Origin of the sequence: Streptomyces spinoverrucosus, from assembly GCF_015712165.1 — a bacterium.
Taxonomy (GTDB): Bacteria; Actinomycetota; Actinomycetes; order Streptomycetales; family Streptomycetaceae; genus Streptomyces; species Streptomyces spinoverrucosus_A.
In genome coordinates this window covers 2,616,480-2,637,914 of the sequence record NZ_JADPZX010000001.1, presented here as the reverse complement: position 1 = coordinate 2,637,914, position 21,435 = coordinate 2,616,480, and the positions used below count along the sequence as shown (strand labels likewise).

Here is a 21,435-nt window from a genome sequence, read left to right as displayed (position 1 = left end):
TGTGATCGCCAACCTGGTGCAGCTGGCGGCCGAGGAGGAGCAGAGCCCGCTCATCCCGCCGGGCCCCGAGCTGCTCGTCGGCACCATCGCCTTCGCCATCGTGTTCTTCTTCTTCTGGAAGAAGCTGCTTCCGAACATCAACAAGGTTCTGGAAGAGCGCCGCGCGGCGATCGAAGGCGGTATTGAAGAGGCCGAGACCATGAAGGTCGAGGCTCAGAGCGTCCTTGAGCAGTACAAGGCCCAGCTCGCCGAGGCCCGGCACGAGGCCGCGCGGCTGCGCCAGGAGGCTCAGGAGCAGGGTGCCGCGCTCATCGCCGAGATGCGTGCGGAAGGCCAGCGGCAGCGCGAGGAGATCGTCGCCGCCGGTCACTCCCAGATCGAGGCCGACCGCAAGGCCGCCTCGTCGGCGCTCCGGCAGGACGTCGGCAAGCTCGCCACCGAGCTGGCCGGCAAGCTGGTCGGTGAGTCCCTCGAGGACCACGCCCGCCAGAGCCGTGTGATCGACCGCTTCCTCGACGAGCTCGAGGAGAAGGCCGAGGCGTCGCGATGAACGGAGCGAGCCGCGAGGCCCTGGCAGCCGCACGTGAGCGTCTCGACGCGCTGACGGACTCCACGTCCGTGGACGCGGCGCGGCTCGCCGACGAGCTGGCCGCGGTGACCGCGCTGCTCGACCGCGAGGTCGGCTTGCGTCGGGTCCTCACCGACCCGGCGCAGGCCGGTGAGGCCAAGGCCGAGCTGGTCCAGCGCCTGCTCGGCGCCCAGGTCGGCGGCGAGACCGCGGACCTGGTGTCCGGCACGGTGCGCTCCCGCTGGTCGCAGTCGCGCGACCTGGTGGACGCGCTGGAGGAGCTGACGAACACCGCCGACCTCACCGCCGCGCAGGCGGCCGGCACGCTTGACAGCGTCGAGGACGAGCTGTTCCGGTTCGGCCGGATCGTCGCGTCCAGCACGGAGCTGCGCGCCGCGCTGACCGACCGCAAGGCCACCACCTCGGCCAAGAGCGAGCTGCTGCGCAGCCTGCTCGGCGGCCGGGCGGCCGAGGCCACCGAGCGTCTGGTGACGCGCCTTGTGACCGCGCCGCGGGGACGTAGCCTGGAAGCGGGACTGGAGTCCCTGTCCAAGCTCGCCGCCGACCGGCGGGACCGCATGGTCGCCGTCGTCACCTCGGCGGTGCCGCTGAGCGACGTACAGAAGCAGCGCCTCGGCGCCGCCCTCGCGAAGCTCTACGGCCGTCAGATGCACCTCAACATCGACGTGGACCCCGAGGTCCTCGGCGGGATCCGGGTGCAGGTCGGTGACGAGGTCATCAACGGCTCCCTCGCGGACCGCATCGCGGACGCCGAGCGCCGGCTGGCGAGCTAGCCGCAACTGAACACGCAAGACGTACTTACGGCCCATGTTGGGCCGTGCAGAGGATTCACCTCTCTTAGGGGGGAGTCCCCATCCCCCCAAAGTGAAACTTCGGGCCCAACAAGGAGAGCAGGGAACCCAGATGGCGGAGCTCACGATCCGGCCGGAGGAGATCCGGGACGCACTGGAGACCTTCGTCCAGTCGTACAAGCCGGACGCGGCCTCGCGCGAGGAGGTCGGTACGGTCACCCTTGCCGGCGACGGCATCGCGAAGGTCGAGGGTCTGCCCTCGGCCATGGCCAACGAACTGCTGAAGTTCGAGGACGGCACCCTCGGCCTCGCCCTCAACCTCGAGGAGCGCGAGATCGGTGCCATCGTCCTCGGTGAGTTCAGCGGCATCGAGGAGGGGCAGCCGGTCACCCGCACCGGTGAGGTCCTGTCCGTCGCGGTCGGCGAGGGCTACCTCGGCCGCGTGGTCGACCCCCTCGGCAACCCGATCGACGGCCTCGGCGAGATCGAGACCTCGGGTCGCCGCGCCCTCGAGCTGCAGGCCCCCACGGTCATGCAGCGCAAGTCGGTGCACGAGCCGATGGAGACCGGCTACAAGGCCGTTGACGCGATGACCCCGATCGGCCGTGGTCAGCGTCAGCTGATCATCGGTGACCGCCAGACCGGCAAGACCGCCCTGGCCGTCGACACGATCATCAACCAGCGCGACAACTGGCGCACCGGCGACCCGAACAAGCAGGTCCGCTGCATCTACGTCGCCATCGGTCAGAAGGGCTCCACCATCGCGTCGGTCCGCCGCGCGCTGGAGGAGAACGGCGCGCTGGAGTACACGACCATCGTCGCCGCCCCGGCGTCCGACCCGGCCGGCTTCAAGTACCTGGCGCCGTACACCGGTTCGGCCATCGGCCAGCAGTGGATGTACGAGGGCAAGCACGTCCTCATCATCTTCGACGACCTGTCGAAGCAGGCCGACGCCTACCGTGCCGTGTCCCTGCTGCTGCGCCGCCCGCCGGGCCGTGAGGCCTACCCGGGTGACGTCTTCTACCTGCACTCCCGGCTGCTGGAGCGCTGCGCGAAGCTCTCCGACGACATGGGTGCCGGCTCGATGACCGGTCTGCCGATCGTCGAGACCAAGGCCAACGACGTCTCGGCGTTCATCCCGACCAACGTCATCTCCATCACCGACGGCCAGTGCTTCCTGGAGTCGGACCTGTTCAACGCCGGTCAGCGCCCCGCGCTGAACGTGGGTATCTCCGTCTCCCGAGTCGGTGGTTCCGCGCAGCACAAGGCGATGAAGCAGGTCTCCGGTCGTCTGCGCGTCGACCTCGCCCAGTTCCGTGAGCTGGAGGCGTTCGCCGCCTTCGGTTCCGACCTGGACGCCGCGTCGAAGGCGCAGCTGGAGCGTGGTCAGCGCATGGTCGAGCTGCTGAAGCAGGCTCAGTACCAGCCGATGTCCACCGAGGACCAGGTCGTCTCCATCTGGGCCGGCACCACCGGCAAGATGGACGAGGTGCCGGTCGCCGACATCCGCCGCTTCGAGAAGGAGCTGCTGGAGTACCTGCACCGCAAGGAGCAGGGCCTCATGACCTCCATCAAGGAGGGCGGCAAGATGTCGGACGACACCCTCACGGCCGTCGCCGACGCCATCGTCGAGTTCAAGAAGCAGTTCGAGACCTCGGACGGCAAGCTGCTCGGCGAGGAAACCCCGGCCGCCGCCGCCAAGTGACGTAAGGAAGGGACCTGACTCATGGGAGCCCAGCTCCGGGTCTACAAGCGTCGCATCCGATCCGTCACCGCGACCAAGAAGATCACCAAGGCGATGGAGATGATCGCCGCCTCGCGCGTCGTCAAGGCGCAGCGCAAGGTGGCGGCCTCCACGCCGTACGCGCAGGAACTGACCCGCGCGGTCACGGCGGTCGGCACCGGGTCGAACACCAAGCACCCGCTGACCACCCAGGCCGAGACGGTCACCCGGTCCGCGGTGCTGCTGCTGACCAGCGACCGGGGTCTGGCCGGTGCGTTCAACGCCAACGCCATCAAGGCCGCGGAGCAGCTCACCGAGCGGCTGGAGCGCGAGGGTAAGCAGGTCGACGTGTACATCGTCGGCCGGCGCGGTGTCGCCCACTACAACTTCCGTGAGCGCAGGATCGCGGAGTCGTGGACCGGCTTCACCGACGAGCCCTCGTACGCGGACGCCAAGAAGGTCGCGGCTCCGCTGATCGAGGCCATCGAGAAGGAGACGGCGGACGGCGGCGTGGACGAGCTCCACATCGTCTACACCGAGTTCGTGTCGATGATGACGCAGACGGCGCTGGACGCGCGCCTGCTGCCGCTCAGCCTCGAAGAGGTCGCCGCGGAGGCCAAGCCCAAGGGCGAGATCCTCCCGCTGTACGACTTCGAGCCGTCGGCGGAGGACGTCCTGGACGCCCTGCTGCCGCGGTACGTCGAGAGCCGGATCTACAACGCGCTGCTCCAGTCGGCCGCCTCCAAGCACGCCGCCACGCGGCGCGCGATGAAGTCGGCGACGGACAACGCCGGTGAGCTGATCGAGACGCTCACCCGGCTTGCCAACCAGGCCCGCCAGGCCGAAATCACCCAGGAAATCAGCGAGATCGTCGGTGGCGCGAGTGCCCTGGCCGACGCGACCGCGGGGAGTGACTGATCATGACCACCACTGTTGAGACGGCCACGGCGACGGGCCGCGTCGCGCGGGTCATCGGCCCGGTCGTCGACGTGGAGTTCCCCGTCGACGCGATGCCGGACATCTACAACGCCCTGCACGTCGAGGTCTCCGACCCGGCCAACGCGGGCGAGAAGAAGACGCTGACCCTGGAGGTCGCCCAGCACCTGGGTGACGGCCTGGTCCGCGCGATCTCGATGCAGCCCACCGACGGTCTGGTCCGCCAGGCCGCGGTCACCGACACCGGCACGGGCATCACCGTCCCGGTCGGCGACTTCACCAAGGGCAAGGTGTTCAACACCCTCGGTGAGGTGCTGAACGTCGACGAGTCCTACGACGGCGAGCGCTGGTCGATCCACCGCAAGGCGCCGAACTTCGACGAGCTCGAGTCGAAGACCGAGATGTTCGAGACCGGCGTCAAGGTCATCGACCTTCTCACCCCGTACGTCAAGGGTGGAAAGATCGGCCTGTTCGGTGGTGCCGGCGTCGGCAAGACGGTGCTCATCCAGGAGATGATCTACCGCGTCGCCAACAACCACGACGGTGTCTCCGTGTTCGCCGGTGTCGGTGAGCGCACCCGTGAGGGCAACGACCTGATCGAGGAGATGTCGGACTCCGGCGTCATCGACAAGACCGCGCTGGTCTTCGGTCAGATGGACGAGCCCCCGGGCACCCGTCTGCGCGTGGCCCTCGCCGGTCTGACCATGGCGGAGTACTTCCGCGATGTGCAGAAGCAGGACGTGCTGTTCTTCATCGACAACATCTTCCGCTTCACGCAGGCCGGTTCCGAGGTGTCGACTCTGCTCGGCCGTATGCCCTCCGCGGTGGGCTACCAGCCGAACCTGGCCGACGAGATGGGTCTCCTCCAGGAGCGCATCACCTCGACCCGTGGTCACTCGATCACCTCGATGCAGGCGATCTACGTCCCCGCGGACGACCTGACCGACCCGGCCCCGGCCACCACCTTCGCCCACCTCGACGCGACGACGGTTCTGTCCCGTCCGATCTCGGAGAAGGGCATCTACCCGGCCGTGGACCCGCTGGACTCCACGTCCCGGATCCTGGACCCGCGCTACATCACGCAGGACCACTACAACGCGGCCATGCGCGTGAAGAACATCCTGCAGAAGTACAAGGACCTCCAGGACATCATCGCGATCCTCGGTATCGACGAGCTCGGCGAGGAGGACAAGCTCGTCGTCCACCGTGCCCGTCGCGTGGAGCGCTTCCTGTCCCAGAACACCCACGTCGCCAAGCAGTTCACCGGCGTGGACGGTTCGGACGTTCCGCTGGACGAGTCGATCGCCGCGTTCAACTCGATCTGCGACGGCGAGTACGACCACTTCCCCGAGCAGGCCTTCTTCATGTGCGGCGGTATCGAGGACCTGAAGAAGAACGCGAAGGAGCTGGGCGTCTCCTGACCCGGGCCCTTGTTGCTCGTGTCGTGAGGGGGCGGGGTCGTCCCGCCCCCTCAGCCACGCCTATTAGACTTGTAACCAACACCCGGCAGAACCGCCGGGTGGTGACCCGAGGAGCCACCCTTGGCTGCTGAGCTGCACGTCGAGCTGGTCGCCGCGGACCGCCAGGTCTGGTCCGGCGAGGCCACCCTGGTCGTCGCGCGCACCACGTCCGGCGACATCGGCGTCATGCCCGGTCACCAGCCGCTGCTCGGTGTGCTGGAGTCGGGCCCGGTGACCATCCGTACGAGTGATGGTGGAACGGTCGTCGCCGCGGTGCACGGCGGTTTCATCTCGTTCGCGGACAACAAGCTGTCGCTGCTGGCGGAGGTCGCCGAGCTGGCCGACGAGATCGACGTCAAGCGCGTTGAGCAGGACCTGGAGCGCGCGAAGGCGGAGGACGACGCCGAGGCCCAGCGCCGCGCGGACGTCCGACTTCGTGCGGCGTCGGCGGCGCGTTGACCCACCCCGGCATGCGATGACGTCACTCAGCCGCGGTCGGCACCGGAGCAATCCGGAGCCGACCGCGGCTGAGGCAGATATGGGTGTTTTTTCCGTTCCGTTACCTAGGAGACGAGGAGGTCGGTGTCGATGGTCCTCGCTCTGACTGTGTGCGGAATTGTCGTCGCCCTGGTGGTGCTGGGACTCTTCGTCTTCGGCCTGCGCCGCAGGCTCATCCAGCGCTCCGGCGGCACCTTCGACTGCTCCCTGCGCTGGGACGTCCCCGAGAAACCCGACACCGGCGGCAAGGGCTGGGCCTACGGCGTGGCCCGCTACAGCGGCGACCGCGTCGAGTGGTTCCGCGTCTTCTCCTATGCCCCTCGCCCGCGCCGCATCCTGGAGCGCTCCGCGATCGAGGTGGCCGGCCGTAGGCTCCCCGAGGGCGAGGAGGAGCTGGCGCTGCTCTCCGACGCGGTGATCCTCGCCTGTCTGCACCGGGGCACGCGCCTCGAACTCGCCATGAGCGAAGACGCGCTGACCGGTTTCCTCGCGTGGCTGGAGGCAGCCCCGCCCGGACAGCGAGTGAATGTGGCGTAGCCACATTCACTCGCTGGGTGGGGGTCCCCCCGGACGAAGTCTGGGGGAGCGTCAATGTCGCCTAAGGGTGTTACTTCAGCCCGTTGCTGATGGCGTTCACCAGTTCACCGTTGCTGGTGTCACCGCTGAACTCCCAGAAGAACGCGCCGCCCAGGCCCTGGTTCTTGGCCCAGGTCATCTTCCCGGCGATCGTCGACGGGGTGTCGTAGGACCACCAGTTGCTGCCGCAGTGCGCGTAGGCCGTGCCGGCGATGGTGCCGGTGGCCGGGCAGGAGTTCTTCAGGACCTTGTAGTCCTCGATGCCCGCCTCGTAGGTGCCGGGGGCCGCGCCGGTCGCCGTGCCGCCGGGGGCGGACTGGGTGACGCCGGTCCAGCCGCGGCCGTAGAAGCCGATGCCGAGCAGCAGCTTGGCGGACGGGACGCCCTTCGACTTCAGCTTGGCGATCGCGTCGGCGGAGTTGAAGCCCGCGGTCGGGATGCCGGGGTACGAGGTCAGCGGGGAGTGCGGGGCGGTGGGGCCCTGCGCGGCCCAGGCGCCGAAGTAGTCGTACGTCATCACGTTGTACCAGTCGAGGTACTGGGCGGCGCCACCGTAGTCGGCCGCGTCGAGCTTGCCGCCGCTGGAGCCGTCGGCGGTGATGGCCGCGGTGACCAGGTAGTTGGAGCCGAACTCGGTGCGCAGGGCGGACATCAGGTTCCTGAAGGCCGCAGGACCCGAGGTGTCGCAGGTCAGGCCGCAGGCGTTCGGGTACTCCCAGTCGATGTCGATGCCGTCGAAGACGTCGGCCCAGCGCGGGTCCTCCACGACGGCCTTGCAGGACTTGGCGAACGCGGCCGGGTTCTGCGCGGCCTGGCCGAAGCCGCCGGAGTAGGTCCAGCCGCCGAAGGAGTACAGCACCTTGATGTGCGGGTACTTCGCCTTCAGCTGGCGCAGCTGGTTGAAGTTGCCGCGCAGCGGCTGGTCCCAGGTGTCGGCGGTGCCGCTGACGGACTGGTCGGCGGTGTAGGCCTTGTCGTAGGCGGCGTAGGTGTCGTCGACGGTGCACTGACCGTTCTTGACGTTGCCGAACGCGTAGTTGATGTGGGTGATCTTCGAGGCGGAGCCCGAAGTGTCCAGGTTCTTGACGTGGTAGTTGCGGCCGTAGACGCCCCACTCGACGAAGTAGCCGAGGTTGACCTTCGAGCCGGGGCCGGGGCCCGGGTCGGTGCCGCCGCCGGTGGTGCGCACCGCGCGGGCGCCGGAGACCGGGCCGGTCTGGTCGGCGGTGTCCCGGGCCTGGACGGTGTACGAGTAGTCGGTGCCGGCGGTCAGGCCGGTGTCCGTGTAGGTCGTCCCGGTGACGGTCGCGACCTTGGTGCCGCCGCGCAGGACGTCGTAGTTCTTGATGCCCTTGTCGTCGGTGGCGGCGCTCCAGGTGAGCTTCACCGACGTGTTGGTGATGTCGGAGGCGGAGGGCGTGCCGGGGGCGCTCGGCGGGTTGTCGCCGGGGACGGAGCCGCCGTCACAGCTGCCGCCGTTCAGCTTGCAGTTGGCGGGGGAGCCGGAGCCGGTGCCGTTGAAGCCGAACGAGACGGAGGCGCCGGGGGCGAGGGTGCCGTTCCAGGACTTGTTCTTGGCGGTCCAGTGGGTGCCGGAGGAGGTGACGTCGGCGTCCCAGGCGGAGGTGACGGACGTACCGGAGGGGAAGTCCCACTCCACGGTCCAGGAGTTGATGGTGGTGTCGCCGGTGTTCTTGACGGTCCACTTGCCCTCGAAGCCGGTGCCCCAGTCCTGGGTCTTGGCGTAGGTGGCGGTGGCGGACGTGGCGGCCTGGGCGGGGCTCGCGAGGCCTACGAGCCCGGCCAGCGGGAGCAGCAGGGTCGCGAACCCTGCCGCGGCTCTGTGTCTGAAGCGCATGCTGCGCCTCCTTATGAGGTTGTCGGGGGCATGACTGAGCCATCAGGCCCACAGTGCCGCGAGAATAGAAAGGTCTGGACCTTAGGTCAATAGGTCTGGACCACTGCCCCAAAAGTGCGTTAGATCCCCAACTCCTGCGCCAGTACGGCGGCTTGGACCCGACTGCGCAGCTCCAGCTTCCCCAGCAACCGGCTGACGTGCGTCTTCACCGTCGCCTCCGCCATGTCCAGGCGGGCCGCGACATCGGCGTTGGACAGCCCCTCGCCGAGACAGGACAGCACCTCCCGCTCACGCCGGGTGAGGGTGTCCAGCACCGAGGGGTCGGCCTTGGGCTCCCGTACCGGCTTGGCGGCGAACTCGGCGATGAGCCGGCGCGTGACCGCCGGTGCGATCAGGCCCTCGCCGCGCGCCACCGTCCGTACCGCCTCCAGCAGATCCTTCGCGTCCGTGTTCTTCAGCAGGAAACCGGAGGCGCCGGCGCGCAGCGCGCCGAACACGTACTCGTCGAGGTCGAAGGTGGTCAGGACGAGGACGTCGGCCAGCCCCTCCGCCACCACCTGACGGGTCGCCGACACCCCGTCCAGGCGCGGCATCTGAATGTCCATCAGCACCAGGTCGGGCCGCAGTTCGTGGGCCAGCGCCACCGCCTGCTCGCCGTCGGACGCCTCGCCGACCACCTCGATGTCGGGCGCGCTGCGCAGGATGAGCACGAGCCCGGCGCGCACGGCGGACTGGTCCTCGGCGACGAGCACGCGGATCATTCGGTCTCTCCTTCGGTGATGGGGAGGGTGGCCCGTACGGCCCAGATCTTGCCGTCGGGCGAGCCCTCCGGACCTGCCTCGAAGCGGCCGTCCAGCAGCGCGGCCCGCTCCCGCATCCCCACCAGGCCGGCGCCGGAACCGGGTGCGCGGGGGCCGTCCCGGTCGCCGTACGGGCTGGCCACCGTGACGTCCAGCGAGCCGTCCCGCTGCCGCAGCGCGACCGTGACCCGGCCGGGACCGGCGTGCTTGAGGGCGTTGGTGAGGGACTCCTGCACGATCCGGTACGCCGCGAGCTCCACCGGCGCGGGCAGCCCGTCGCCGTGCTCGGCGGAAAGGGTGACGTCGAGGCCGTTGGCGCGGGCGGTGTCGACGAGGGCGCCGAGGCCGTCGAGGGTGGGGGCGGCGGCCGGTTCCCTGTCGCCGCTGTCGTCGCGGAGGATGCCGATCAGCCGGCGCATCTCCGCGAGCCCTTCGACGCTGTTCTCGCGGATCACCGTCAGGGCTTCCCGGGAGGTCTCGGCGTTGTCCAGGGAGAGGGCGGCGGTGGAGTGGATGGCGATCGCCGAGAGGTGGTTGGCGACCATGTCGTGCAGCTCGCGGGCCATCCGGGCGCGCTCCGCGGTGACGGCCTGCGCGCGGTCCATCTCGGCGAGCAGCGCGGTCTGCTCGGCACGCAGCCGGGCGGCCTCGGCGGCCTCGCGGTGGTTGCGCACGATCAGGCCGGTGGAAGCGGGCCCGAACGAGACGACGCCCGTGGCGACGCCGATCAGCAGTGCCTCCGGCTCCCGCCACGCCGCGAACGGCACGACAGTGGCGATCACCGTGAGCATGCCGGTGACCCACGGGATGCGGCGGGCGGCGGCGGGCGTGCCGTACAGCACGGCGGCGTACATGACGTCGGTGAACATCAGGACGGTGACCAGATTGCCCTGCGTCAGCGTGTCCCCCACGATCGCGAGCGTGGCGACCGGCAGGGCGACCCGGGGCGCGGCCCGGCGCAGCAGCTCGCAGCCGGCCATCACGGCGAGCGGCAGCAGGATCGGCCAGGGCCCGGCGAACAGCACGTTCGGCTCGCTTTTCGGCCGCATGGCCAGCCCGATGCCCAGGAACATCAGCCCGCCCAGCAGTCCCGCCAGCGCGACGCGCACGTCGAACGGGTGCGGGCGGGGGAGTCGTACGGCCATGCGCCCATCCAACACGGCGCGGCGGCCCGGCGCCTGACCCAGGGGAATGGTCCGCGACTGCATCTTTCGATGTACCGCGACTTCGTCACCGCCGACGACGAATCGGCGCGGCGGCGACGGGAGCCTGGGACAGGTGACCGAGAGGAGTGTGCCGTGATCGTCACGCTGATCATCGTCTGCGAGGTCGGCTTCTGGGTGCTGCTGGCCGCGGGAGTGTTCTTCCGCTACGGGCTGCGGATGCGCCGTACGGGGCTGGGTCTGCTGTTGCTCGAACCGTTGCTGGAGGTCGTCCTGCTGGTGGCCACCGCGATCGACCTCAAGAACGGCGCCGACCCGAGCTGGAAGCACGGTCTTGCCGCCCTCTACATCGGCTACACCGTAGGTCACGGCCATCGCACGGTGAAGTGGCTCGACGGCCACGCCGCCCACCGCCTCGGCGGTGCCGCGCCACCCATGCGGCCACCGCGCTACGGGATGGCGCGGGCCCGGCACGAGGGCCGGGTCTGGCTCGGCACGCTGCTCGCCGCCGCCGTGGCGACCGGGCTGCTCCAGATCGCCATGTGGTACGTCGACGACCCGAGCCGCACCAGCTCCCTGGAGCAGTGGCAGTACGCGGCGTGGCGGGCCGCCGGCATCCACGGCCTGGTCGCCCTCACGTACGCGATCTGGCCGAAGAAGGCCCCGGCGGACCCGGAGCCGGTCACCGCCGGGAAGGAACGCGAGGAAATGCGCCGGTGACGGCCGAGCCCGGCGTCAGCGCTCTCCGCCGGGCACCCGGACGGCCCCCGGCCCCCCGGCCGGAGGGCGTTTCCTCAGCGTTCGCCGCCTGGGACCCACAGCACGTCGCCCACGTCCTTGTTCGCGGTCCGCGCCAGGATGAACAGCAGGTCCGACAGGCGGTTGAGGTAGGTCGCGGTGAGGGGGTTCATCGTCTCGCCGTGGGCTTCCAGGGCCGCCCAGGTGGAGCGCTCGGCCCGCCGTACGACGGTGCAGGCCTGGTGGAGCAGGGCGGCGCCGGGTGTGCCGCCCGGCAGGATGAAGGAGCGGAGCTTCTCCAGCCCTTCGAGGAAGTGGTCGCAGTCCGCCTCCAGCTTGTCGACGTAGGCCTGCTCGACCCGCAGGGGCGGGAACTCGGGGTTCTCCACCACCGGCGTGCACAGGTCCGCACCCACGTCGAACAGGTCGTTCTGGACGCGGGTGAGGACCTTGACGACCTCCTGGTCCAGGTTGCCCAGCGCGATCGCCGTGCCGATCACCGCATTGGCCTCGTTGGCGTCCGCGTAGGCCGAGATCCGCAGATCGGTCTTGGCGACCCGGCTCATGTCACCGAGGGCGGTGGTGCCCTGGTCGCCGGTGCGGGTGTAGATGCGCGTCAGATTGACCATGAGGCCAGCGTAGTTACGCTTCGGCCGTTCGGAACACGCGAGTGCCCTGTTGGGGGCGAAGGCGCTCAACTACGCCGTACGAGGCGCCGAGTGAGCCGTGCCGGTGTGATGTCCGTCATGTGAGACGTGACGCGCGTTACTAACCGGTCACACAGGGCCTCACTGCCGCTAGGGTCCGCCGGAGAGAGAGAACGTAACAGCGGGTAAGCATCACAAGGGGAGTCGTCGTGGCACGGAAGCTCGCCGTCATCGGGGCCGGTCTCATGGGTTCCGGCATCGCCCAGGTCTCCGCCCAGGCGGGCTGGGACGTCGTCCTGCGCGACGTCACCGACGAGGCCCTCAAGCGTGGCACCGACGGCATCAAGGCCTCGTACGACAAGTTCGTCGGAAAGGGCAAGCTTCAGGCGCACGAGGCCGACGCCGCCCTCGCCCGGATCACCGCGACCACCGACCTGGACGCGGCCGCCGACGCGGACATCGTCGTCGAGGCCGTCTTCGAGAAGCTGGAAGTCAAGCACGAGATCTTCCGCACCCTCGACAAGATCGTGCGCCCGGACGCGGTGCTCGCCTCCAACACCTCCGCCATCCCGATCACCAAGATCGCGGCCGTGACGGAGCACCCGGAGCGGGTCGTCGGCACCCACTTCTTCTCGCCGGTCCCGATGATGCAGCTGTGCGAACTCGTCCGCGGCTACAAGACCAGCGACGAGACGCTCGCCACCGCGCGGGAGTTCGCCGAGTCGGTCGGCAAGACCTGCATCGTCGTCAACCGCGACGTGGCCGGCTTCGTCACCACCCGGCTCATCTCGGCGCTCGTCGTCGAGGCGGCCAAGCTGTACGAGTCGGGCGTCGCCTCGGCCGAGGACATCGACCTCGCCTGCAAGCTGGGCTTCGGTCACGCCATGGGCCCGCTGGCCACGACCGACCTCACCGGCGTCGACATCCTGCTGCACGCCACGAGCAACATCTACGCCGAGACCCAGGACGAGAAGTTCGCTCCGCCGGAGCTGATGCGCCGGATGGTTGACGCCGGTGACATCGGACGCAAGAGCGGGCAGGGCTTCTACAAGCACTGAGACGGCACACGCCCCTGAGACATCACACCTCGGGGTGAATTCGGTATCGGTTCGCTTACAAGCAGCAACCGCATCGCCACGGAACCAGTCAGACGTTGCACAGCCACCGTCTTGGAGTACGTCACCGCACTCACGGGGAGCGCATATGCACATCAGGGGCGACCACGCCGAGGTGGTCGTCGGGGGCCGCCTCGACGTCCGCAGCGCGGCGGACGCCCGTACGGTCCTGCACTCGGCCGTCGACGACGGAGACGGCGACCTCGTCCTCGACCTGTCCGAACTGGACTCGTGGGACGCCACCGGACTCGGGGTCATCATGGGTGCCCACCGGCGGGCCGGCCGCTGCGGCCGGCGCCTGGTGCTGCGCGGCGTACCGCCGCAGATGCAGCGCCTGCTGGTGGCCACCCGGCTGCACCGGATCCTGGCGATCGAGGGCGGGATCGGAGTGGAGTCCCTGCCCCGGGTGTGACCCCTCGACCAGGGTGTCACCAGCGCCGGGGAAGACGGGCAGCTCACGCCGAAACGCCCGACGCACCCAATCCTCACGAGACCGTGACGTCTCGGACCCGGTGGCACCCCGGGCTGTCGTAGATACTGACCGAAGGTTTAGGGTTCGGTCGCCCGCGTCTGATCCACCCTCGTGCGGGCCCGGACCAGAAGCGACAGCGCGGTGTGCGGCAAGGCCGGGAGGGGCTCGACGCACCCGACGCTTTTGGGGGGCTTGAACCTATGGACCCGAACAACCGGGGACCCGAGGAGTACGGCCATGACGGTGACGGCAACTCGCCGCGCCAGCGCCCGCCCAGGGACTCCCTCACATCCGACTTCGGCCAGCCCGCGCCCGCACTCGCCCGCACGGTGCAGCTGGTCTCCGGCGACTTCCTGCTCACCGTCAACCCCGTCGACGGCAGCGAGATAGAGCTCTGCCCGCCCGGCGAACGCCCCGGCAGACCCGCCAAACTGACCCCGGCCCAGCGCGCCGAGGTGGAACGCGCCGCCGCCCCACCGGTCCCGCCCGGCCCGAGCCGGCCCACCCTGCCGCTCCTCGGCCGCCAGGACGAACGCGAGCGGCTGGTACGGCTGCTCGCCCGTGGCCGCTCCGTGCGCCTGACCGGCCCCGGCGGCTCCGGCCGCACCACCCTCCTCGACGTCGTCGCCGAGGACTGCGCGGACCTCGCCCCCGACGGCGTCGTCCGCCTGAGCGGCTTCCACCGCACCACGACCGACCTGCTCCACGACCTCTTCTACGCCGTCCACAGCGCGCCCCTGCACCGCCCGGAACGGGACGAACTGCTCGAATCCGTCCGGGAGATCGGCGCGGTCGTCGTCCTCGACGACATCGAGTTCGGCGGCGCCGCGCTCGACGAACTGCTGGACGCCACCCCCGAGTGCGCCTTCCTCGTCGCCGCCACCCCGGACGTGCCCGCGCCGTCCGCCGAGTCGGCGATCGAGGAGGTCTTCCTCGACGGCCTCGACCGCGCCGGCGGTCTGGATCTGCTGGAGCACGCCGTCGGCCGGCCGCTCACCGAGGACGAGTCCAACTGGGCCGGCGACCTCTGGTTCGAGTCCGAGGGCCTGCCCCTGCGGTTCGTGCAGGCCGGCGCCCTGCTGCGGCAGCGCGACCGGCTGCGCGCCGGCGCCGACGCGCTCGACGAGTTCGGCGTCTTCCATGACGTCCCCGTCGACGAGCCCTTCGACGCCGTGCCCGGCCCGCCCGTCGGCGCCGACGTCCCGCTGCCCTCGCTCGCCGAGGGAGCCGCGCCCGCCGCGCTGCTCGCCTCCCGGCTCAGCGCCTCCGCCCGCGCCACCCTGCGGATCGCCGTGGCGCTCGGCGGCGAGGTGCCCCACCAGGCCCATCTGCCCGCACTGGTCGGCGACACCCACGCGGACGCCGCGCTGGGCGAGTTGCTCGCCTGCGCGCTGGTCTCACCGGTCGGCTCCCACTACCGGCTCGCCGCCGGCGTGCAGACCCAGCTTGAGGCCGCCGGATACGCCGACGGCCCCGAGGGCCACGCCCTGACCGCCGCCCGGCACTACGCCTGGTGGGCCGGACACCCCTCGGTCACTCCCGAGCGCGTGTGCGCCGAGGCGGACGCCCTGCTCACCGCGCTGGGCGTCCTCGTACCGGCGACGACACCGCCCGGCGAGGGCGAGGAGAGCGCCACCGTCCAGCTGGCCCGCACGGCAGCGCCCGCGTTCGCCGCCGGCCTGCACTGGAGCGCCTGGGAACGGTCGCTGCGCTCCGGCGTCGAGGCCGCCCGGCTCGCCGGGGACGTCGCCGAACAGGCCTACTTCCACCACGAGCTGGGCATCCTCGCGCTCTGCGAGGGACGGCTGGACCGGGCCCGCGCCGAACTGGAGGCCTCCATCGGGCTGCGGGGCGCCCTCGCCGACAAGCGCGGCACCGTGGCCGGCCGCCGCGCCCTGGCCCTGGTGACCGACCGGGAGGGCACGACGGCCGGCGTCACGGCGACGCTGACGCTCGGTGCCACCGCCGGTGAGGAGGTGCCCGACGCCCGCCACGAGGAGTCGGCGTCGCCGCCCGGCGGAGTCCCGGCGGCCTTCGCGGAGTTCCCGCCGGCGCAACGGCCCGACCCCGCCCCGGCCCTCGTCACCCACCGCTCCACGCCCGGAGCGGCGCCCGGACGCACCCGGGGCGGCGGCCTGCGCGGCCTCGCCCGGCGCAACCTGGTCGCGGCCGGCGCGGGCGCGCTCCTCGTCGCGGTGCTCGGTACGGTCGTGACGCTCGGCGCCACCTCGAACAACGACGCCGAAAGCCCCTCCGACCAGGTCGGCGTCAACCCGTCCGCCAGCCAGGGCTCCGGCGACGCCGGCCTCGGCGCGGACAAGGCCGACCAGGACGACGACGGCGACACCGGCGGGGCGACCAGCCGGCCGACCGATCCTGGGCCCGACGGCACGTTCGGCACGACGGACGATCCGACGCCGGTGGATCCGGGGACGGGCGGTTCGGGGGCGGGGGAGCCGTCCGACGAGCCGAGCGGTACGCGGAATCCGGGTGGGGGCGGTTCGTCGGACTCGCCGTCGTCCCCGCCCACGAAGCCGCCGTCGACGTCTCCGAAGCCTTCCCCCTCGCAGTCGTCGGGCGGCGGGACGTCCCCGTCTCCGTCGCCCTCGGAGTCCGGGTCGTCGGAGCCCTCGCCCAGCGAACCGCCGACGACCGACCCGACCACCTCCGACACCGCCAGCGCTCCCATCGAGAGCAGCACCACGGCCAGCGCCCCGGAGTCCACCGCCGCAGGCACCCCCACCAGCTCACAACCGCTGATCTGAGGCCGCGCACACAAGAGGGCCGGGTCCGCCGCAACGGACCCGGCCCTCACATCCGTACGCTCAGAACAACCGCAGCTTGTCGTCCTCGATCCCCCGCATGGCGTCGTAGTCCAGCACCTGGCACCCGATCCCGCGGTCCGTCGCCAGCACGCGTGCCTGCGGCTTGATCTCCTGGGCCGCGAAGATGCCCCGGACCGGCGCCAGATGGGGATCGCGGTTCAGCAGCTCCAGATAGCGCGTGAGCTGCTCCACGCCGTCGATCTCGCCGCGTCGCTTGATCTCGACGGCGACGGTCTGCCCCTCGGCGTCCCGGCACAGGATGTCGACCGGCCCGATGGCCGTCATGTACTCACGGCGGATCAGGGTGTAGCCCTCGCCGAGGGTGTCGATGCGGTCGGCGAGCAGTTCCTGGAGGTGTGCTTCCACGCCGTCCTTGATCAGGCCGGGATCGACGCCCAGTTCGTGCGTGGAGTCGTGCAGTACCTCCTCCATCGTGATGATCAGCTTCTCGCCCGCCTTGTTGACGACGGTCCAGACGCCGGCCTCGTCGCCGCTGCCCTCCTTCAGCGTGCAGGGCGGCGACATCCAGTTCAGGGGCTTGTAGGCCCGGTCGTCCGCGTGGATCGAGACGCTGCCGTCCGCCTTCACCAGGATCAGACGGGGGGCGATGGGGAGGTGGGCGGTGAGCCGGCCCACGTAGTCGACGGAGCATCGGGCAATGACGAGACGCATGGTCGGCAACGCTACTCGACGGGCTGGTGTGCACGCGATTCGCCCTGGAAGACCCGTGTTCGGTAGTGGCCGATTGTGTGCCTACTGAGATCCGCCTGTGTGTGCATTCTTCTGGTGCGGCCCCCGGCGGTTGCCTACCGTATTAAACGGGAGGTCGTGATGTGTGTACACAGCGTGTTCGCATGCGCGTGCTCCCTCATCTGTCAGGCAACCCCTGCTGGTTGGGGGTGCGAGAGGAGAACCCATGTCGCTCGACGTCTCACCGGCCCTACTCGAACAGGCCGAGCGAGGCGAGGTCGACGAAGCTGAATTCGTCGACTGCGTCCGGACCTCCCTGCCCTACGCATGGGAGATGATCAGCTCCCTGGTGGCCCAGCTGAAGGTGGACGGCGGAGAGTTCGCCGACAACCAGACGCCCCCGCCGGACGAGCAGGCGCGCGGTCAGCTGCTGCGTGCGCTCGCGAGTGACGCCATCCGAGGTGCGCTGCAGCGGCACTTCGGTGTGCGGCTGGCCTTCCAGAACTGCCACCGCGTGGCGGTGTTCCCGCTGGACGCCTCGGCGGACGAGAGGCTGGCCCGCTTCACCTCGATCCGGGGCCAGCTGCTGAACCAGTCCCCCGAGCTGCGGGACTGCTAGGCGGTGAACGGCTTGCTTGCCGCTCCGTACGCGGGAGGTGCGATCTGTACCGGAGCGGCAAGCCTCCCGCGCGACGGGGGTGTTCACGTCAGCTGGGGCAGCACCTCGGCGCCCAGCCGCCGTACGTTCTCCTCCGTCGCCGCCAGATCCCCGGAGCCCTCGACGAGCAGGGCGAAGCGGGAGACTCCCGTGCGTTCGCTGGTCGCCGCCAGCCGGTCGGCGCACAGCCGGGGGGTACCCACCGGGTGCAGCCCGCAGAGCAGTTCGGTGTACGCCAGTGGATCGCGCATCCGGCGCTCCCGGCCGTCCACCGTGACATGGGCGTCGAGCCCCTGTTTCAGCCATCCCGGCATCGCCTTCAGCAGCGTCTCCGCCGCGTCGGTGCGCCGGTCCGCGATCTGGCAGACGCCGGCCGACACATGGGCGGCGCCGAGGATCTCCTCCGCGGGCCGCCCCACCGCGCGCGCGTGCTGCCGCCACAGGGTGACCATCTCGGCCTTTTCCTCGTCCCCGACGTGCATGCCGAGCAGCATCGGCAGCCCGCGTTCGGCGGCCATCCGCACACTCGCCGGGGACGTGCACGCGACGAGCACCTCCGGTCCGTCGGTCTCCGTCAGGCACTCCGACGGCCTTGGTACGACGGGGACTTCACGGAAGGCGAAGCGGCCGCCGGGGCCCTCCACCGCCGGTTCGCGCAGCCAGCGCATGAGCAGATCGAGTGATTCCGGGTACTCCTTCTCGTACGCCTCCAGTCCGGCGCCGAACACCTCCAGGTCCACCCACGGACCGCCGCGCCCGACGCCCAGCGTGAGGCGGCCGCCGCTCGTCACGTGCAGCAGCGCGGCCTGCTCGCCGAGGGCGACCGGGTGGGCGGTGGGCAGCACGCTGACCGCCGTACCGACCCGGATGCGGCGGGTGCGGCCGAGAACTAAGGCGGCCAGTGTGATCGCCGACGGGCAGGTGCCGTACGGCACGAAGTGGTGCTCGGCCAGCCAGACCGAGTCGAGCCCCGCCTCCTCGGTGACCTCCGCCGAGCGGACCGCGCGGTACAGCGCCTCCCCCTGGCCCTGACCCGGGAACTGGGCCGCCAACACGAACGTTCCTACGCGCATCGCTCTTTCCTGCTTCCTTGGCTCCGACACGGAGCTCCCCCACTCGGCATAACCGTCTGACACGTGCCGAGGACACGGCCTGGCGAAGGGATTTGCGGATTGTCAGCAGAATGAACGGTCCGAGAGGGGGACTTGTCGAGGTTCGCCGCTTTCCGCGTACCCCTCTGCGGGCCGCGTAGGCTGGACACGACCCGGTTCCTGTATAGCTCCGTGAGGTGTCCCGTGTCCCCGCGTCGCAACCGCCCGAAGGGCCCCAAGGCCGACGGCTCGTCCGGCCGGAGCGCCGAGGACGACCGCCCGGGCCGCTACGGGGGCTGGCAGTCCACGGAGGACTGGCAGGGCGAGGGCTGGAGCGTGCGCCATGTGGCCGGGGCCAGCTCCGAGGGCAAGACGTACCGCTGTCCCGGCTGCGACCAGCTGATCCCGTCCGCCGTACCGCACGTGGTGGCCTGGCCCGAGCACGCTGGTGTCGACGACCGCCGGCACTGGCACAAGGCGTGCTGGAACGCGCGGGACCGCCGCACCACGCGGGTGCAGCGGTCCCGTAACGCGCCGAGGTTCTGAAGGCCTCGGTTCTGTGTTCTGTGGGTCGTTCTGTGGGTCGTTCGAGACGTCGTCCCGTGCCTCGTCCTACACGTCCCGCCGCTCCAGCAGGGCGTAGGCGCCGGCGAACGCGGCGGCCGTGACGCCGAGCATGATCCACAGCGGGTCCCAGCCGGACGGGCCGGTCTCGGACAGCGAGTTGGCGTAGAAGATGCTCAGCTGGTTCGGGATCGAGTACTCGAACAGCGCCTGGCGGAGGTCCTCCAGCGAGGAGGAGAACATGAACATCGCGACGACCAGCGGGGCGAGCACCGCGGCGATCATGATGGTGATGGCGCCCGCCGAGTGCCGGACGATCGAGCCGACGACGAGCGAGAGCAGCCCGAGCAGCGCGATGTAGAACGAGACGCCGACCGTCCCCTTCAGCCACTCCTCGCCCGACGGTTCCCGGGCGTCGCCGACCATGCCGACCTGGGCGAAGGCGACGAAGGCGGCGGCGACCAGCGTGACCACGAACGCGACCGAGAAGAACACGATCGCCTTCGCGGCGAGCACCCGCCCGCGCGTGGGACAGGCGGTCATCGTCGTCCGGATCATCCCGGTGCCGTACTCGGACGCCGTGGTCAGCACGCCCAGCGTGATGATGCACATGCTGCCGAGCAGCAGCCCGAAGAAGCCGAGGGACAGCGGGTTCTCGTCGCCGAGCTCACCCTCGGCGGAGGAGTTCGCGACCAGCGCGCCGGCGAGCAGTCCGATGCCGACGACGAGCAGGACGAACACGCCCAGCGTCCACATCGTGGAGCGCACCGACTTGATCTTCGTCCACTCCGAGGCGAGCGCATGCCCGAGATGCGTGCGGACGACGGGGATCGGCGAGGTGTAACCGGCGTACGGCGCGCCGGGCGCGGCCTGCTGCATGGGGGGCTGGGGCGTGCTCATCGGGCGTCCTCGGGCTTGGTCTCGTCGGAGGGGGCGGCGGGGGAGGAGGCGGGCGGCTGGGCGGGGGGCGCGGCGGCCGGGGGCTGCGCCTGCGGGGCGGCGGCGTGGGCGGCGGGCGCGGGCTGAGGCGCGGCCTGGGCGGCCGCCTGCGGTGCGTGCTGGGCGTAGGGGTTCTGGAGAGCCGTCCCGGGCGCGCCGGGCGCGGAGGGAGCGCCGTACGGCCCCGGGGGCACCGCACCCGGCTGGCCCTGCGGCATCGCGAACGGCTGCCCGCCCTGCTGGGGCGGCGGCGGGGCGTACCAGCCCGGCTGGCCCTGACCCGGCACCGGCATCGGCGGCTGCGCGCCCGGCGGCAGCGGCTGCTGCAGGCCGGCCTTCTGGTCGACGGTCGAGCGGTAGTCGACGGCGGCCTGGGTCATCCGCATGTACGCCTCTTCCAGCGAGGCCTGATGCGGGGACAACTCCCACAGCCTTACGTCCGTTTCGTGCGCGATGTCGCTGATGCGTGGCAGCGGCAGCCCCGTCACCCGCAGCGCGCCGTCCTGCTCGGGCAGCACGTGCGCGCCGGCCTCGGCGAGCGCGGACGACAGCTTCTCGCGCAGCTGCGGCTCGGTGTCGGGTGTGCGGACGCGCGCGAAGCCGGCGGAGTTCGCGGCGATGAAGTCCTTCACGCTCATGTCGGCGAGCAGCTGTCCGCGTCCGATGACGATGAGGTGGTCGGCGGTCAGCGCCATCTCGCTCATCAGGTGCGAGGAGACGAAGACGGTACGGCCCTCCGCCGCGAGCGACTTCATCAGGTTGCGCACCCAGAGGATGCCCTCGGGGTCGAGGCCGTTGACCGGCTCGTCGAACAGCAGCACCTGCGGGTCGCCGAGCAGCGCGGCGGCGATGCCGAGCCGCTGGCCCATGCCGAGGGAGAAGCCCTTGGAGCGCCGCCTGGCCACGTCCTGCAGGCCCACCACGCCGAGCACCTCGTCGACGCGCCGGGCCGGGATGCCGGACAGCTGGGCCAGGGACAGCAGGTGGTTGCGGGCGGTCCGGCCGCCGTGCACCGCCTTGGCGTCCAGCAGGGCGCCGACCTGACGGGGCGCGTTCGGCAGCCTGCGGTAGGGGTAGCCGCCGATGGTCACCTGCCCTGCCGTCGGATTGTCCAGCCCGAGGATCATCCGCATCGTCGTCGACTTGCCCGAGCCGTTCGGCCCGAGGAAGCCGGTGACGGCCCCGGGCCGGACCTGGAAGGAAAGGTTGTACACGGCGGTCTTGTCGCCGTAGCGCTTGGTCAGGCCGACTGCCTCGATCATGCTCCGCACCCATCGAAAGGTTCAGGACAGCGGGGCACAC

General features: G+C 70.6%; 21 protein-coding genes. 13 read left to right on the top strand and 8 right to left on the bottom strand.

Translation table 11 applies throughout. The features are described from left to right. Position 1 precedes the first annotated feature (1 nt). The 7 genes from I2W78_RS11695 to I2W78_RS11665 all read left to right on the top strand — a co-directional run bounded on the left by I2W78_RS11695 (position 2) and on the right by I2W78_RS11665 (position 6,534). Complete coding sequence (locus tag I2W78_RS11695) at positions 2–550, top strand: F0F1 ATP synthase subunit B (protein WP_196459295.1); 549 nt, start codon at positions 2–4, stop codon at positions 548–550. Beyond that, positions 547–1,362: a F0F1 ATP synthase subunit delta gene (locus I2W78_RS11690; RefSeq protein ID WP_196459293.1), complete on the top strand. Its 816-nt coding sequence runs from the start codon at positions 547–549 to the stop codon at positions 1,360–1,362. The genes I2W78_RS11695 and I2W78_RS11690 overlap by 4 nt, the downstream gene beginning before the upstream one ends. Before the next feature lie 130 nt (positions 1,363–1,492). Then, positions 1,493–3,085: a F0F1 ATP synthase subunit alpha gene (atpA, locus tag I2W78_RS11685; protein WP_196459291.1), complete on the top strand. Its 1,593-nt coding sequence runs from the start codon at positions 1,493–1,495 to the stop codon at positions 3,083–3,085. Positions 3,086–3,106: 21 nt separating this feature from the next. Then, complete coding sequence (locus I2W78_RS11680) at positions 3,107–4,021, top strand: F0F1 ATP synthase subunit gamma (RefSeq protein WP_196459289.1); 915 nt, start codon at positions 3,107–3,109, stop codon at positions 4,019–4,021. 2 nt (positions 4,022–4,023) lie between these two features. Then, entirely contained in the window at positions 4,024–5,460 is a 1,437-nt protein-coding gene (gene atpD / locus I2W78_RS11675; RefSeq protein WP_196459287.1) for a F0F1 ATP synthase subunit beta, read from the top strand. A 120-nt stretch (positions 5,461–5,580) separates the two neighbouring features. After that, positions 5,581–5,958 carry a F0F1 ATP synthase subunit epsilon gene (locus tag I2W78_RS11670; RefSeq protein ID WP_196459285.1) on the top strand — a complete coding sequence of 126 codons (378 nt, stop codon included), beginning with the start codon at positions 5,581–5,583 and terminating at the stop codon, positions 5,956–5,958. A gap of 129 nt (positions 5,959–6,087) precedes the next feature. Continuing rightward, entirely contained in the window at positions 6,088–6,534 is a 447-nt protein-coding gene (locus I2W78_RS11665; RefSeq protein ID WP_196459283.1) for a DUF2550 domain-containing protein, read from the top strand. Between the two features lie 70 nt (positions 6,535–6,604). Here I2W78_RS11665 and I2W78_RS11660 read toward each other — a convergent pair whose 3' ends face one another. From I2W78_RS11660 to I2W78_RS11650, 3 genes are all read right to left on the bottom strand, one after another. After that, entirely contained in the window at positions 6,605–8,431 is a 1,827-nt protein-coding gene (locus tag I2W78_RS11660) for a glycoside hydrolase family 18 chitinase (RefSeq protein ID WP_196459281.1), read from the bottom strand. A 119-nt stretch (positions 8,432–8,550) separates the two neighbouring features. Beyond that, complete coding sequence (locus tag I2W78_RS11655) at positions 8,551–9,192, bottom strand: response regulator (protein WP_196459280.1); 642 nt, start codon at positions 9,190–9,192, stop codon at positions 8,551–8,553. Then, positions 9,189–10,376: a sensor histidine kinase gene (locus tag I2W78_RS11650; protein WP_196459279.1), complete on the bottom strand. Its 1,188-nt coding sequence runs from the start codon at positions 10,374–10,376 to the stop codon at positions 9,189–9,191. The genes I2W78_RS11655 and I2W78_RS11650 overlap by 4 nt, the downstream gene beginning before the upstream one ends. A 153-nt stretch (positions 10,377–10,529) precedes the next feature. Here I2W78_RS11650 and I2W78_RS11645 point away from each other — a divergent pair, with 153 nt between their 5' ends. Continuing rightward, positions 10,530–11,114, top strand: coding sequence for a hypothetical protein (locus I2W78_RS11645; RefSeq protein ID WP_196459278.1), 585 nt, complete (start codon positions 10,530–10,532; stop codon positions 11,112–11,114). Positions 11,115–11,188: 74 nt separating this feature from the next. Here I2W78_RS11645 and I2W78_RS11640 read toward each other — a convergent pair whose 3' ends face one another. After that, positions 11,189–11,761 (bottom strand): cob(I)yrinic acid a,c-diamide adenosyltransferase, encoded by a 573-nt coding sequence (locus I2W78_RS11640; RefSeq protein WP_196459277.1) that lies wholly within the window; start codon positions 11,759–11,761, stop codon positions 11,189–11,191. Between the two features lie 227 nt (positions 11,762–11,988). Here I2W78_RS11640 and I2W78_RS11635 point away from each other — a divergent pair, with 227 nt between their 5' ends. The 3 genes from I2W78_RS11635 to I2W78_RS11625 all read left to right on the top strand — a co-directional run bounded on the left by I2W78_RS11635 (position 11,989) and on the right by I2W78_RS11625 (position 16,131). Continuing rightward, a complete protein-coding gene (locus I2W78_RS11635; RefSeq protein WP_196459276.1) occupies positions 11,989–12,837 on the top strand; it encodes a 3-hydroxyacyl-CoA dehydrogenase family protein in 849 nt (282 codons plus the stop codon). A 145-nt stretch (positions 12,838–12,982) separates the two neighbouring features. Then, on the top strand, positions 12,983–13,306 hold the full coding sequence (locus I2W78_RS11630) for an STAS domain-containing protein (RefSeq protein WP_141313208.1): 324 nt from the start codon (positions 12,983–12,985) through the stop codon (positions 13,304–13,306). 260 nt (positions 13,307–13,566) lie between these two features. Then, entirely contained in the window at positions 13,567–16,131 is a 2,565-nt protein-coding gene (locus tag I2W78_RS11625; protein ID WP_196459275.1) for an ATP-binding protein, read from the top strand. Between the two features lie 60 nt (positions 16,132–16,191). On the opposite strand, the gene nucS is transcribed toward I2W78_RS11625, so the two are convergent. Further along, entirely contained in the window at positions 16,192–16,863 is a 672-nt protein-coding gene (nucS, locus tag I2W78_RS11620) for an endonuclease NucS (RefSeq protein WP_196459274.1), read from the bottom strand. Between the two features lie 244 nt (positions 16,864–17,107). On the opposite strand from nucS, the gene I2W78_RS11615 reads away from it, so the two are divergent. Further along, entirely contained in the window at positions 17,108–17,500 is a 393-nt protein-coding gene (locus I2W78_RS11615; protein ID WP_196459272.1) for an SCO5389 family protein, read from the top strand. Positions 17,501–17,583: 83 nt separating this feature from the next. On the opposite strand, the gene I2W78_RS11610 is transcribed toward I2W78_RS11615, so the two are convergent. Further along, positions 17,584–18,612 (bottom strand): LLM class flavin-dependent oxidoreductase, encoded by a 1,029-nt coding sequence (locus tag I2W78_RS11610; RefSeq protein WP_196459270.1) that lies wholly within the window; start codon positions 18,610–18,612, stop codon positions 17,584–17,586. A 222-nt stretch (positions 18,613–18,834) separates the two neighbouring features. On the opposite strand from I2W78_RS11610, the gene I2W78_RS11605 reads away from it, so the two are divergent. Continuing rightward, a complete protein-coding gene (locus I2W78_RS11605) occupies positions 18,835–19,176 on the top strand; it encodes an ATP/GTP-binding protein (protein ID WP_196459268.1) in 342 nt (113 codons plus the stop codon). Positions 19,177–19,242: 66 nt separating this feature from the next. On the opposite strand, the gene I2W78_RS11600 is transcribed toward I2W78_RS11605, so the two are convergent. Together I2W78_RS11600 and I2W78_RS11595 are read right to left on the bottom strand one after the other, a co-directional pair. Further along, a complete protein-coding gene (locus I2W78_RS11600) occupies positions 19,243–20,094 on the bottom strand; it encodes an ABC transporter permease subunit (RefSeq protein WP_196459266.1) in 852 nt (283 codons plus the stop codon). After that, positions 20,091–21,395, bottom strand: coding sequence for an ABC transporter ATP-binding protein (locus tag I2W78_RS11595; protein WP_196459264.1), 1,305 nt, complete (start codon positions 21,393–21,395; stop codon positions 20,091–20,093). The genes I2W78_RS11600 and I2W78_RS11595 overlap by 4 nt, the downstream gene beginning before the upstream one ends. Positions 21,396–21,435: the final 40 nt, after the last annotated feature.

What these genes read in the sequence shown, in the direction of transcription:
- I2W78_RS11690 (WP_196459293.1), top strand. Translation starts at nt 547, where the DNA reads ATGAACGGAGCGAGCCGCGAGGCCCTGGCAGCCGCACGTGAGCGTCTC.
- atpA (WP_196459291.1), top strand. Translation starts at nt 1,493, where the DNA reads ATGGCGGAGCTCACGATCCGGCCGGAGGAGATCCGGGACGCACTGGAG.
- I2W78_RS11680 (WP_196459289.1), top strand. Translation starts at nt 3,107, where the DNA reads ATGGGAGCCCAGCTCCGGGTCTACAAGCGTCGCATCCGATCCGTCACC.
- atpD (WP_196459287.1), top strand. Translation starts at nt 4,024, where the DNA reads ATGACCACCACTGTTGAGACGGCCACGGCGACGGGCCGCGTCGCGCGG.
- I2W78_RS11665 (WP_196459283.1), top strand. Translation starts at nt 6,088, where the DNA reads ATGGTCCTCGCTCTGACTGTGTGCGGAATTGTCGTCGCCCTGGTGGTG.
- I2W78_RS11660 (WP_196459281.1), bottom strand. Translation starts at nt 8,431, where the DNA reads ATGCGCTTCAGACACAGAGCCGCGGCAGGGTTCGCGACCCTGCTGCTC.
- I2W78_RS11655 (WP_196459280.1), bottom strand. Translation starts at nt 9,192, where the DNA reads ATGATCCGCGTGCTCGTCGCCGAGGACCAGTCCGCCGTGCGCGCCGGG.
- I2W78_RS11650 (WP_196459279.1), bottom strand. Translation starts at nt 10,376, where the DNA reads ATGGCCGTACGACTCCCCCGCCCGCACCCGTTCGACGTGCGCGTCGCG.
- I2W78_RS11640 (WP_196459277.1), bottom strand. Translation starts at nt 11,761, where the DNA reads ATGGTCAATCTGACGCGCATCTACACCCGCACCGGCGACCAGGGCACC.
- I2W78_RS11630 (WP_141313208.1), top strand. Translation starts at nt 12,983, where the DNA reads ATGCACATCAGGGGCGACCACGCCGAGGTGGTCGTCGGGGGCCGCCTC.
- I2W78_RS11625 (WP_196459275.1), top strand. Translation starts at nt 13,567, where the DNA reads ATGGACCCGAACAACCGGGGACCCGAGGAGTACGGCCATGACGGTGAC.
- nucS (WP_196459274.1), bottom strand. Translation starts at nt 16,863, where the DNA reads ATGCGTCTCGTCATTGCCCGATGCTCCGTCGACTACGTGGGCCGGCTC.
- I2W78_RS11615 (WP_196459272.1), top strand. Translation starts at nt 17,108, where the DNA reads ATGTCGCTCGACGTCTCACCGGCCCTACTCGAACAGGCCGAGCGAGGC.
- I2W78_RS11610 (WP_196459270.1), bottom strand. Translation starts at nt 18,612, where the DNA reads ATGCGCGTAGGAACGTTCGTGTTGGCGGCCCAGTTCCCGGGTCAGGGC.
- I2W78_RS11600 (WP_196459266.1), bottom strand. Translation starts at nt 20,094, where the DNA reads ATGAGCACGCCCCAGCCCCCCATGCAGCAGGCCGCGCCCGGCGCGCCG.
- I2W78_RS11595 (WP_196459264.1), bottom strand. Translation starts at nt 21,395, where the DNA reads ATGATCGAGGCAGTCGGCCTGACCAAGCGCTACGGCGACAAGACCGCC.